This is a genomic window from Dickeya aquatica (assembly GCF_900095885.1).
GTDB lineage: Bacteria > Pseudomonadota > Gammaproteobacteria > Enterobacterales > Enterobacteriaceae > Dickeya > Dickeya aquatica.
Genome location: NZ_LT615367.1, coordinates 2141660 through 2154278, shown reverse-complemented (window position 1 = coordinate 2154278; position 12619 = coordinate 2141660). Strand labels below are relative to the sequence as shown.

Here is a 12619-nt window from a genome sequence, read left to right as displayed (position 1 = left end):
ACGACCTCATTGCCAAATTTACCCCTCAATATTCATGGCGGCCCAGCCAGCGTTCTTTAAGAATGCTGGCGCGAATGCCCATATCCAGCAACGGGCGCGGCGGGATCCTGTTCGGTTTACCAAGGGACTGCATCTCGGTTATCAGGGCGTTATCCACGCCGCACGCCAAATCCGCCAGGGTGCTGCCCGCCACCGTTTGCTTGGAAATGCCCGCGCCGTTGCATCCCACCGCCGCATACAGGTTATCGGCAAATTTCCCCCATCCCGGTGCGCCATTGCGCGTCACGCCAATCATGCCAGACCAACTGTGGGCAATGGGTAGGTCAGCCAGTTGTGGAAAGCGCGACAGAAAAAGAGCCTGATGCTGACGCGTGATGTCGGCCGTTAAACGAGACGTGACGGTGTAACCTGGCGCATAGGTCACATGCTGGCGAATCAGAAAGCGACCGTCGCGCGTGTAACGCAACGTCGCGCCCGCAATCGCATTGGCAGGCGTCATGCCCCACGGGTCAAGCTCGCCGATACGCTGCTGCTGTTCCGGCGTCAGCGGCTCAGTTAAGGTCGCAAACGTTGACAGCCCGACAACCTGATGGGCAAACATCGGCAACTGCCGGGCGCAGCCGTTGGTTGCCACCATCACCTGACGCGCACTGACTTCCCCATAAGGGGTTGTAACCCGAATGGGCTGACCGGGATGAATGGCCAGCGCAGGGGTGTCTTCATAGAGCGTCACGTTATCCGGCAGGTTATCCGCCAGCCCACGCACCAGCGCCGCCGGATTCAGCAACACACAGTGGGGCGTATAGATAGCGGCGTGATAGTAGGGTGTGCCTAACTTGCGGGCCAGCGCCTGACCCTGCAACAACTGGTACGGCTCAGACAACGCCTCTAATTCATGGGCATAATGCGCCAGCAGATCCTGACGTTCAGGACGCACAATACAGTGGTATTTGCCCTGCTGCTGCCAGTCGCACGCAATACCGTAACGGTCGATGAGGGTTTGCAGTTGCTCAAGGCCGGTGTGCAACAAGCGCCGGTAATTGGCAGCCTTCTCCAGTTCAGCCGTTGAGCTGCCAATATTGTGCGGCAGGTCGATGGCAAACCCGGAATTACGGGCCGACGCGCTGTTATCCACGTCGCGGGCATCCAGCACCACCACCTGTTCATGCGGCCGGTTTTCCGCCACCCGGCGTGCAAATGCCAAACCGGCATACCCCGCACCGATGATTAACCAATCCACCGTGATTTTCCGGCGTAATGCAGGCCGGGCCGCGCGCGGCGGTAACATCGCTGACCAGCCATTGATATTGGCGTCCAGCGGTAATGCGTTGATGTTCACGTTTTTCTTCCTGTTACTGATACAACCATGCCCGACAGCGGCGCAGTGACCCGCCCACCCCGGCACCAACGGTTTTCACCATAAAAATCGGGCTGTTTCACACAGCCCGAACACGTTTTACTGCTCACAGTGTACCGCTGTAACCGCGCCGGGTGTTATGTCGACATCCGCGAGCACACCCGATGGCGCTGAAAAAAGCCATTAGCAAAAAAATGCGCCATACCGGGAACGTATGGCGCAGGGATAAAACAAACCGTGCGGGCGGGAAATTACGGCGTCGGCAGGCTTTCCTGAGGTTCGCTGGCAAAACCGCGCAGCCCGACCACATGCACATGCTCGTGGTTTTGATACACCTTACGCACCAGTTTATAGGTGGTGCCTTTTTCCGGGCTGATGTTCTCCGGTGCGGCAATAATTAACTGCATTTCCAGTCGTTCGCACAGCTCGAATAGCGTGGCGATGGATTTGGCATCCAGACGCGCCGCTTCATCAAGGAACAGCAGGCGGCAAGGCGAGATGTCTTTACCGCGCAGGCGGCGCGACTCCTCTTCCCAGCTTTGCACCACCATCACCAGAATCGACATCCCGGTACCGATGGCCTCACCGGTAGACAGCGCCCCGCTCTCGGCGCGCAGCCAGCCGTCAGCCCCGCGGTTCACCTCCACTTCCATCTCCAGATAGTTGCGGTAATCCAGCAACTCTTCACCGATGGTTTGTGGCGTGCGCTGGCCCATGTCGATTTCCGGGTTCAGGCGCTGATACAGCTTCGCCAGCGCTTCCGAGAATGTCAGGCGATGGCTGTTAAACAGATCCTGATGCAGCTCTTGCTGCTCAGACAACACATTCAGCAAGGTGGTGTGCGTTTCACGCACATTGACATTGAGCCGCACACTTTTCACCTGCCCAAACGCCACCGCCTGTAGCCCCTGATTGAGCATGCGAATGCGGTTCTGTTCACGTTGAATGGTCTTGCGGATGATATTCGCCACGCTGCGCGAACTGATGGCCAGCGTTTTCTCGCGCGCGGTCAGTTCTTCCGTCAGGCGGTTAAGTTCGATTTCCATCTGCTCGATGGCTTCCACCGGGTCATCGGTACGGATAATATCCTGACGAATACGCTCACGCAGATGCTGGTAGACGGCGATATAGAACTGCACCTTGCGCTCAGGCCGTTTCGGATCTTCAGACAGGCGCAGCACATCACGCAAATGTTCGTTATCCGCCACCGCCTGGCGCAACGCGCCGAGCGCTTTATCCGACATCGAGCGCAGTTCATCACCGCTCAGGTAGGCCAGTTCGCGGCGGTGTAAACGGCGCTCGACGCCATTATCTTTCACCAGCCGCATCACAGCGCACCAGCCCGCTTTCGCACTGACGACCTGCTCACGCATCACCACATAATCACGTTCAAGCTTGCGCAGTTTTTTCTGCAAGCCGTCCATTTCCGCTTCACAGAACGTTATCTGTTTTTCCAACTGATGCCGACGAGAGCGGTTAGCGCTCAGCGCCGCGTGCAGCTCATCGCGGCGGCTACGGGCACGCACTTCGGCATCCGCATCGGCGCGCACGCCAATATCGGACAACTCCTGCGTCAGCTCTTTGAGCATGTCACTTTTCGCATCATAGGCACTTTTGAGCGATGCCTGTAACTGGCTGTATTGTGTCAGTTGCGCCTGCTGCTGGCGTAACTGCTCGCGCGCCCGGCTGCGCTCTTGCTCGGCCTGCTCCAGCCGCTGGCGCAGCTTATCGTTAAGCGAGGCATTGGCATTGAGCATACCGGCGGAGTCGGTATAGCTGAAATGCGCCCGGCGCTGCACCACTTCTGTCAGGGAAAATGCCTGCTGCTTGGCGCTACGCTGGGCCACCTGCGCCTGGGTGTAGTCTTCGCGCAGTTGCTCATGCTGTTGCGGATCGTTTTGCAAAGCGGCCAGCAACGGCTCGAGTTTCGCCAGCGATGCGCCATGCTGTTGAATAAAGCGCGCCGCATCCTGCGCGGTTTCATACTCTTCACGCAGCCCATCCAGCCGGTCGGCCAGTTCGTCGTCACACAGCAAACCGATACGCGGAATTAAGCGATGTAACAACCCGCTCTGCGCTTTCGCCTGTTCATACTGCTGACGCTGGTGCTGGTTTTCATTATCAAAATTGCTGATTGCGCGCTCAAGCTCGCTGCGCCGCACACTGAGCGCTCGAATTTCCGCTTCCGGGTCGGTATCGAACGCAACCGCCAGATGGCTGCCAATAAAGCGGCTGAACGCCTGATGCAGGCGCTGAATTTTCTGCACGTCGAAAGACAACGTGGCGTATTGCTCCGCCAGTTGCTCCCGCTCCTCGCGCAGGCTTTCCAGGCGCTGCTCGCGCGCGGCGCGGCCAAACAGCGGCACCTCAGGGAAGCGGGAATAGCGCCACTGACGCTCGGCGGTTTTCACTAACACCGCTTTTTCCAGCTCGTCAACATCGAACACGCTGTCATCAAATGATTGCGGATCGCCTTCGATCAGGTAGAGATCTTCCGGGCACTCTTCGAGTCCGGCAAGCTGATCGCGCACCAGCGACAGATCGGACACCACGATGGCGTGACGGGAGGGGCCGTAGAGTGCGGAAAAGTAAGGTGCATCATCCAGGGTGACATCGTCATAAATTTCGGACAACAGCACACCGCCAAAGCGCTCTGCCAGTGCATTCAGGCGCGCATCTTCCGCCCCGCCCGGCTGGCTGAGCCGTTCAATTTGCGCCTCGACATGCTGTTTGCGCTGCGCGAGGCTGTCGCGCTCCACCGTGGCTTCACGCTCACGCTCCAGCAACTGCTGCATGAACTCGGTCACATGCTGGCTATCGCTAAACGACTCACCGCTTTGTTCACTCAGTTGCGTCAGTGTCTCTTGCGCCGCCAGCCACGCCGGAGCACGCGCGGTCAACTGCGCGATACGCTGCTGGATGTGCTCTTGTTCCTGACGCAACGCCAGGCGTTTTTCCCCGGCCTGAGCGACCACGTCAGATAACGCCTCAATGCGGGCTTCCAGCTCTTGCTGCAAGGCTTCCAGCGTATCTGGCGCATAGTCCTGCCCGGTACGTTTACCAAACTCCTGCAATAACCGCCCGGCATCCTGCTGTTCGCGCCGACGCTGCTCAAGCTCCGCAAGGCGCGCACGCAGCGGTGCGACCTGCTCGGCCTGATAACGCTGAGAAGCGTTGTCGCGCAGCAACTCACGCGCCACGTCCCAGGCTTCATGGCGACTCACCGTACCGGCAATGCGGCAGACCAACTGGTAGGCTTGTTCAAACTGATTACTGGCGGCATCGGCCACGCTGAGCTTCTGCTCCAGTTGCAGCAATAACTCGGTCGCTTCCTGCTCTTTGGCCTGAAAGCTCTCCAGCCACTCATCGGCATTCTCGGGCGTCAGGTCTGGCAACTGGCACAGTGCGCGGGCGCGCTCCAGCGCCTGCTGTGCCTGGCTGTACTGAATGGCGCGGGTTTGCTGCACATCCAGCGCCTGCTGGTAGTCTGCCAGTTGGCTTTTTAGTTCATCGACTTCCTGCTCAGCGGCTTCGGTGCGCGCTTCATTTTCAGCCAGTTGTTCCCGCGCTTCGGCCACCACCTCGTTTTGTTCTTCCAGCCGGTAATTCAGTTCTTCAAGGTCATCCTGATAACGGGTGATTTTCTCTTGCTGGCGCATAGCGGTCTGCACCAGATTGAGGTGATCGCTGGCAGCCTGATAATCGGTTTCTAAGTCCTGTTCAGCTCCGCTGTGCTCTTGCAGCTCACGCGCCATATCGACATGGCGGGTTTGCTCGGTTATCAGTTGTTTCCGGCTGGCAAACAGCTCACGGCGCAGCGCCAGTGCGCCATCGAGGTGGATGCGGCGCTCATTGGCATGGCGCATGTAATCCGCTGCCACGTAAGACGTGGCTTCAGAAATCAGGTGCTTGAATAAGTCACGATCAGACTGGGTGACGCGAATGGCTTCCAGCGTCATGCGGTTCTCACGCAGGGCAGCTTCCATGTCCTGAAACGCTTTACGCACCCCGCTGTTTTCCGGCAACAAATAATCCCGCAGCGAGCGGGTAATGGCGCTGGAGATCCCGCCATACAGCGAGGCTTCTATCAAACGGTAGAACTTGCTGCGATCTGACGCTGAGCGCAAACGGCGCGGCACCACGCCGAGATCAAACATCAGCGAGTGGTAGTCAGTAATGGAGTTGAACTGTTTGAACTGCACCCCTTCATACTCATCCAGCCGGTCTTTCACGTCCTGTAGCGACAACACGCGCGCCTGACGTTCGCCCACGGTCTGTGTCAATATCTGTGTGGGTGAAATCGCCACCGGCAGGCCCTGGATGGTAAAGGGTTTGATATCCACCTTGCGATCGCGCCCGGCCACCTGTTGCAAGCGCACCCCCACCAACACACGCTGATGGCGCGAATTGACCACATCCAGCACCGAATAACAGACCCCTGCGCGCAATTTACCGTGCAGGCCTTTATCACGCGACCCGCTGGTGGCTCCGGCTTCGGTGGTATTACGGAAGTGCAGCAGGGTGAGATCAGGGATAAGCGCCGTAATAAACGCAGCCATGGTGGTGGACTTACCCGCGCCATTGCCGCCGGATAACGTCGTCACCAGTTCATCCAGATCAAAGGTGCGGGCAAAAAAGCCGTTCCAGTTGACCAACGTCAGCGAGCGAAATTTTCCGCGTTCAATCATTCCTGTTCATCCTCAACTCGTGGCTCATCACCCTGGGCATTATCGTCACCGTCATCCAGCGACAGGCGGCTATCCACCGGCATGGCTTCGCCATCGCGGATCATGCGCAACTGGGCTTCGCGTGGGTCATCGCCACTGCGGACATCGGCACCAAAGCGAAACACCGCTTCGGTAATGCGAAACTTACTGCTGTCTGCCCCCATGAAGTAGATCATGCCAAGGCGGCGCAGCCGGTTAAGTGAGGTGCGTACTTTTTCGTGCAGTTTCTGCCGGTCAAGATCTGAGCCGGTGGAACGCTGATTGACCAGTTTCAGCAGTTTGTTTTCATCAGCCAGACTGACGAGCTCTTCATACAACTCTTGCTGGCTGAAAATGCCCTCGTGTGCCAGCCGCTCCGGGCTGAGGTAGAGATAGCAGAGCACTTTCCCCACCATCATATCCAGCTCGGACAACACCGAGCGCGGGATAAGGGTAGTTGAGCGCGGGCGCAGGTAAAAGAACCCTTCCGGCGCACGGATAAGCTCAACGTGGTAGCGGGCATAGAACTGCTCCAGTTCGTCCTGAAAATCCATCAGGAAGACGTGGTTTTCCAGTTCTTCAACACCAACATGACGACCGGCGCGCAACTGACTGTCCAGCGCCGGAAACAGCGGGCTGGATAACGCGCTCACCAGTCGGGTGGAAACCGTTTGATCAATATTTATCGATGACATGGGCCTGTACCTTGGCTCCGTACTCATTGATTGCCTGCCACAGCGCAGGCAATCCGGTGAAATCAGCTTCGGCTACACCCAGGCGAACCGCCTGGTCAACCACAATGCGGGCGATGTCAAAATGCTGCGCGCGCGGATAGTGTGTCAAATACTCGCGCACCACATCACCCAGATTAAGCGGGATCTGTTGCTGTTTATATTTTTGTAGCGCGAGCTCAACCATCGCCGCAATTTGCTCACGAATTTCGCTAAACGCCTCGTACTCCAGCTCCGGCGGCAACTCGCCGGTGACTTCCTCAGAGCGCAACGTCAGTTCTTCATCTCGCATATCCAGCAGGCGATCGGCATTGGCGTAGGTCAGCGTCCAGGGCTTGTCGAAATAGCCCTGCACAGACTGGCGCAAACGCTGGGCAAATACCCGGTTTTTGTCCATATCGATAGCAGTACGGATAAACTTATGTACATGGCGGTCATAGCCAATCCACAGATCAATACTCTGCTGGCCCCAACTGATAATGCGGTCAAGCTTGGCTTGCAAATCAAAGACCAGATTATCGACAAATGACAATGAAGCCTGGCCAAGCGTGGCATCCTGAATGCGCAGCAGGCTGGTTTGCAGTTTATCGCCCGCCGCTTCCAGCGTATCTTGCAGCTCGCGCAGCGTTTCTGAGGTTTCCCCCAGCAGTTTTTCACAGTTGGAAATCGCGGCCCGCCAGTCCTGATTAAGCAAAGAGGCAATATCGTCTTTCACGCCTTGCTGCTGTTCATCCATCACGCGCTGTGACAGGTCGATACTGTCGAAAATTTCCGCCACGGAATACTTCAGCGGCGCAAATACGTTACGGTGCCAGTGCACCTCATCGCCCCCTTCCTGCGCCGCTTCGGCGGCACGGCCCAGTTCCTGGGCGACAATCGATAACTGCATCGACAAACGTAGCGCGGAGAACTCACGCTGGCGAATATAGTAGTCGGTAATCCCCATGCCGAGCGGCGTCAGACGATAGATGGCATTGCCTTCAGCCAGTTCACTGGTGAAGCGGTTAAGCAACCGCTGGCGCACCAGATCGTTAATGGCGTTATTGGCACGAACCGGGATCGTTTCATGGGTTTGCTCAAACCCTTTGCTGACGTGACGAAAGGCATCCACCAGTTCCCCTTCGCTTATCTCACCGTCCATGCGCTCACCATTTAGGGTGGCGATAGCCAGTAAAAACGCCAGCCGCTCGGTAGGCAGGGTAATGGCGAAGTCGTTTTTTCTTGCCCAGGCAACCAGTTCGGGTACGGTCTGAGAAACATCACTCATAGTGCATCCTTCAACGGAGGTTTATGCGCCATCACATGGATATAGCGCCCCAGACTGACAAAAGGCTCTTGTCGGCAATAGCGCTGTTCCAGCGCCAGTAACGCATCAAAGTCGTCAGTCTGTTGTTGCTTGTTCTGCAAGTAGTCATGAAATACCCGCACGCCGGTTTTACCGCTGAGCTGTAAGCCTAACTGCTCCAGCCATTGGTAAACGTGTGACGGGTTAAGCGGATTATCGGGCGAGAGCGAGCGGCGTTTACGCTTAGGCATTCCGGCAGCAACATAGGCAAAATTCCCCAGCACCATGTTACGCATGACAAGCGCCTGATGGTTGTAGAACATCAGCGATAACGCACCACCCGGTGTTAATTGGTCATTGAGTCTCGTCAATGCCTGTAGCGGGTCAGCAACCCACTCCAGCACCGCATGAAACAGCACTAAATCAACCGGTTGTGTCAGGTGCGTGCCGATATCCTGCACGGCACAATGCACGAATTGCATATTCGCGGCCACACCGGCGGCCTGTGCGGCCTGTGCGGCTCTTGCCAGCATTTCATCAGACAGATCGCACAACACCACCTGATGACCGAGTGCCGCCAGACGGCGCGACATTGGCCCTTCCCCGCCCCCGGCATCCAGAATGCGCAGTGCGCGTGCCGGCAAACGGGTCAGCAGTGTTTCCAAATCCTGCCACAACACCGCCTGGCGCAAGCGACCCTTGGTGGTGCCGTAGATATTACGGGCAAATTTATCGGCGATATCGTTAAAATTACGATCCTGCATTCCACGGTTCCGCATAAAGGATGACAGCACGTTTTATCTCTGTAACACCCTGTGCCAGTTACCCTATTGCCGTACTGGTTGCAGTGAGAGTGACTGCAACACAGCAACGGTTCGCTATAACCAACTGGTTTTTGTTTGAACCTGCCATTTTGGCACAGGCTGGCCTAGAATAAATGGTCAGTTCACCCTATTTTCGCCCGTATGGCGCTTTTTCACTCAAACCGGACGCTATTTTATGCTGTTTGCCCTCAAAAAATACATCGGAAGTCTGCTAATGCCGTTGCCGTTACTGCTGCTGCTGATGGGAGGCGCACTGGCGCTGTTGTGGTTTTCTCGCTGGCAAAAAACAGCACGGCTCGTGTTAACTGGCAGTTGGCTGGCGCTATTACTGCTGAGTCTGCAACCGGTAGCTGACCGGCTGTTATTGCCGCTGGAATCTCGCTACCCGGCCTGGACACCCGCGTTTCCCCGAGTGAATTACATCGTGGTACTTGGTGGCGGCTACACCTTCAACCCTGACTGGCCACCCAGCGCAAACCTCATCAACAACAGCCTGGCCAGAGTGACGGAGGGCGTCAGATTATGGCACGCCAACCCCGGCTCGAAGCTGATTTTTACCGGCGCAGCGGCGCAAGGCAACCTGGTGACCAGCGCCAGTGTCGCAGCACGGGTCGCGCAGAGTCTCGGTGTTCCGGCGCAGGACATTCTACGGGTAGACAGCGCGCGCGATACCGAAGAAGAAGCCGCAGGCACGCAGGCATTAGTAGGGAACGCGCCCTTTTTGCTGGTCACCTCCGCCAGCCACCTGCCGCGTGCGATCCGCTTTTTTCAGGCGCGGGGCTTAACACCCATTGCGGCCCCTGCCAATCAATTGGCCATCATCTCGGCGCTCAATCCCTGGGAGCGGCTTTTCCCCTCGCCGCTCTATCTTTCACACAGTGAGCGCGCCTGGTATGAAGGACTCGGGCTGCTTTGGCAGCGCCTCAAAGGGAACACCGCGACGCCGGATGCCTGACGGGCGGCAACCAAACCACGCCAGCTACTCCAGCCAGGGTTGCAATTCACGAATAGCGGTATCAAACACGCAGCGATCGAGCTGACCGGTATGAATGTAACGGGAAACCGCCGCCCACAAGGTGTATAGCCAGCGACGCCCGACGAAGGATTCCGCCAGCGGTGCCTGGTTGAGGTAGCGGAAGAACAGTTGTTCAGACATGCCCGGCTCTTCACACAAGCGAAACAGATCGTACTCTCGCGGGGCCCATAGCATCATGCCGGGATTGATCATCGCCAGCAGTTGATCGGTACGCGAGTCTTTGAGCATGCTGCGTAGCGTCAGATTGCCATGCACCAGGACACAATCATCATCGAAATCGGCAAACAGCGATGTCAGGCTTTGGCGAGAGCGGTATAACACCGTGCGATCCTGCTGCGTTAACTGGGCAGCATTGACATTCATCAAGGTGGCCCACAACACTTCCAGCCGTTGGCGATACCATTCCGGCCAGGTGTTTTCCTGTGTACTATCAACCGTACCCACACAGCCGTGGCTGTCAATGCGGTGCCAGGCCAGCAGGCTTTCGACAATTTGATCCTGCAATAAACCCCAGCGCCCCGGCGAGCGTGAAGGCGCTTCCACCGATACCCCGCGCAGGCGTTCAATCAGCAAAAGCTCTTTATACGGTGGCTGATGTGTCATCACCATGCCATATACCGTAGGCAGCCGAACTTCCCCTTCCCGCGCCAGCATGGTCAGCTTATAGGCTTCTTGCGCTGCAATCCCCTGACAGATATAGCTTTTTGCCAGTAATGGTATCGCGTTGCCCGACCGATCATATAAGGCATACAGGTGGGCATACGGTTGCTCGCTGATCCTCTCAAGGCGGCTGATAGATTCTCCCAGCACCGTACTCAATTCGGTTTTTAGCAGTTCCATAAGTAGTGGACTCTCGCAGTTGCAGGCGGCATCGCACCTATGATGCGAGCAGGGCAGGATAATTTCTTCAATACAGATCAAAGAAAGCAGGATAGGTGCGGTGGTATCCGGGGTACACCCTGGCAGAACAGGCAAGACCACGGAGAATAACCCAGATACCCCGCGCCAGTATTTTCAGGCGCGGGGTATCTGGAGAATAAAGCTACGACTCTCGCCACACAGATAGCGCAGCATCAGTCATCGCGGTTATTTCAGTTCAAAGGCTCCCAGGTCTGGGGCCGCCCCTTTGTACGCGATTTTCACATCGCCACCTTTGTCCACCATCCAGCTGTCTGCGGCCAGATGCAGGCTTTTCAGCACCGGCAAGCTACCATCCGCCTGACGCGCCGCATCCCACCCGGTTGTGGATACCCCCTGGAACTCGGCATCAGCAATCACGTTGTTAAAGTTCCACGAGTTATAGCGCATGTTTGCGCCATCGGTATATTGCAGCGACTGCGATTTAGCTGCATAAGAGATGTTATTACGCAACGTCCCCAGCGATACCGCATTACCGCTGGCATCAATACCGCGCATACTGAAATTGACCGCATTCTGGAATGACGTGTTGTTAAAGAAATCATTCGCTACCGGATGGTGATTGGCGTAGAAACCCGCGGCTTTATTCAGGAAAGCGACCGAATTACGCACCACATGTTTCGGCGCGTTACTCACATATAGCGCACCATATCCACCGGCCTTAAAGCCATTACCGTTACCGGCTGCCAGTGAGGTGGTCGTCCCCGGCAAATAGCCGTGAGACCAGGCCCATGAATTCTCAATAGTCACTGCGGAATAGGCATTGATAAGATCAAAACCATCATCCGAATTAGACCAGGCCCGGCATCCGCTGAAAATATTACCTGGCATATTCGCAGCGATATGTGCGCCAAATCCATCGCCACTCTGGCCTGCGCCATTAGACGTTAGCGGGTCGTAATTGTGGTGAGAGTCGCTATTTAATACCGTGTTATAGGCCCCGTTTTTCAAGAACAGGCCCGTTCCCATAATGTGGTGGATATTAAGCTGTTCAAACAGGTTATTACTGCCGTTAATCCACACGCCCCAGGACTCATGGTTTTTATTGTTATTTTGCGGCACACCGGTAATTTCCAATCCTTTCAGCGTGACCCAACTTGCCACAACGTTAAACCCTTTAACGCGACAGTCATCTTTCATCTGGCTGAAATCGAATACCGGTTTTTCACCTGTATAAGCGACGTATTCAATACGCTTGCCAGACGTTCCGCTTTTGTTAAGCGTAATCGCATTCACAATATCCGTCTGGCTGGCACAGCTGTTTAACCCGGCACGAAAACTATAGGTTCCACCTCGAATCCATAGACGGTCACCGGGAGAAAGCGTTTGTTGTGCACGGTCAAATGTCTTCCAGGGTGCGGCTTTACTGCCATTTGCCGAGTCACTGCCATTGGGTGCCAGATAGTACTCAGCGGCCAGGCTCTGTGCAGCAGTGCCCGCCAGCAGGCAGCCAATTAATACCGGTAAAAACGTTTTTTTTACTTTCATTGTGTCGCTCCATCCTTAGCAAATAAAAGTCTGTAGATTTATCCTTTCCATATATTCCGTTGCGGATAAACGGTATTTTCCCCATCGCACATTGATGTCATTGCTCAGGGTATCGCAACACAGTCACTGTACCATTGACCTGATTAACAGCGTTTGAAACAGCGAATACGGACAAAGACCGAAAAATAATAAGCCATGATGACTATTTATGCATCCTGATAGGCTATTTTTCGCGTCATTGCGCACAAACTTATTAGCTAAGCTATACCATTTT

The 12619-nt window shown here is 55.9% G+C and carries 8 protein-coding genes; 1 reads left to right on the top strand and 7 read right to left on the bottom strand.

All coding sequences use genetic code 11. The annotated features are described in order from the left end of the window. Positions 1-25 precede the first annotated feature (25 nt). The 5 genes from DAQ1742_RS09670 to cmoM form a co-directional block, all read right to left on the bottom strand. Positions 26-1339: an NAD(P)/FAD-dependent oxidoreductase gene (locus DAQ1742_RS09670; protein WP_035341792.1), complete on the bottom strand. Its 1314-nt coding sequence runs from the start codon at positions 1337-1339 to the stop codon at positions 26-28. A gap of 269 nt (positions 1340-1608) precedes the next feature. Beyond that, positions 1609-6045 carry a chromosome partition protein MukB gene (mukB, locus tag DAQ1742_RS09665; RefSeq protein ID WP_035341789.1) on the bottom strand — a complete coding sequence of 1479 codons (4437 nt, stop codon included), beginning with the start codon at positions 6043-6045 and terminating at the stop codon, positions 1609-1611. Then, positions 6042-6758 (bottom strand): chromosome partition protein MukE, encoded by a 717-nt coding sequence (gene mukE, locus DAQ1742_RS09660; protein WP_035341787.1) that lies wholly within the window; start codon positions 6756-6758, stop codon positions 6042-6044. The genes mukB and mukE overlap by 4 nt, the downstream gene beginning before the upstream one ends. Continuing rightward, on the bottom strand, positions 6739-8061 hold the full coding sequence (mukF, locus tag DAQ1742_RS09655; RefSeq protein ID WP_035341784.1) for a chromosome partition protein MukF: 1323 nt from the start codon (positions 8059-8061) through the stop codon (positions 6739-6741). The genes mukE and mukF overlap by 20 nt, the downstream gene beginning before the upstream one ends. Then, positions 8058-8843: a tRNA uridine 5-oxyacetic acid(34) methyltransferase CmoM gene (gene cmoM / locus DAQ1742_RS09650; RefSeq protein WP_035341782.1), complete on the bottom strand. Its 786-nt coding sequence runs from the start codon at positions 8841-8843 to the stop codon at positions 8058-8060. The genes mukF and cmoM overlap by 4 nt, the downstream gene beginning before the upstream one ends. Positions 8844-9078: 235 nt before the next feature. Between cmoM and elyC the strand changes: the two genes are divergently transcribed. Continuing rightward, on the top strand, positions 9079-9858 hold the full coding sequence (gene elyC, locus DAQ1742_RS09645; RefSeq protein ID WP_035341779.1) for an envelope biogenesis factor ElyC: 780 nt from the start codon (positions 9079-9081) through the stop codon (positions 9856-9858). 24 nt (positions 9859-9882) lie between these two features. Here elyC and DAQ1742_RS09640 read toward each other — a convergent pair whose 3' ends face one another. Beyond that, positions 9883-10779 (bottom strand): YcbJ family phosphotransferase, encoded by an 897-nt coding sequence (locus tag DAQ1742_RS09640; RefSeq protein WP_035341777.1) that lies wholly within the window; start codon positions 10777-10779, stop codon positions 9883-9885. Positions 10780-11025: 246 nt separating this feature from the next. After that, positions 11026-12345, bottom strand: a complete 1320-nt coding sequence (pelN, locus tag DAQ1742_RS09635; protein WP_067486935.1) for a pectate lyase PelN — start codon at positions 12343-12345, stop codon at positions 11026-11028. Between the last annotated feature and the right edge of the window lie 274 nt (positions 12346-12619).

Excerpts from the sequence above, each read along its gene's own strand:
- pelN (WP_067486935.1), bottom strand. The coding sequence starts at position 12,345 with ATGAAAGTAAAAAAAACGTTTTTACCGGTATTAATTGGCTGCCTGCTG.
- mukB (WP_035341789.1), bottom strand. The coding sequence starts at position 6,045 with ATGATTGAACGCGGAAAATTTCGCTCGCTGACGTTGGTCAACTGGAAC.
- elyC (WP_035341779.1), top strand. The coding sequence starts at position 9,079 with ATGCTGTTTGCCCTCAAAAAATACATCGGAAGTCTGCTAATGCCGTTG.
- cmoM (WP_035341782.1), bottom strand. The coding sequence starts at position 8,843 with ATGCAGGATCGTAATTTTAACGATATCGCCGATAAATTTGCCCGTAAT.
- DAQ1742_RS09640 (WP_035341777.1), bottom strand. The coding sequence starts at position 10,779 with ATGGAACTGCTAAAAACCGAATTGAGTACGGTGCTGGGAGAATCTATC.
- mukF (WP_035341784.1), bottom strand. The coding sequence starts at position 8,061 with ATGAGTGATGTTTCTCAGACCGTACCCGAACTGGTTGCCTGGGCAAGA.
- mukE (WP_035341787.1), bottom strand. The coding sequence starts at position 6,758 with ATGTCATCGATAAATATTGATCAAACGGTTTCCACCCGACTGGTGAGC.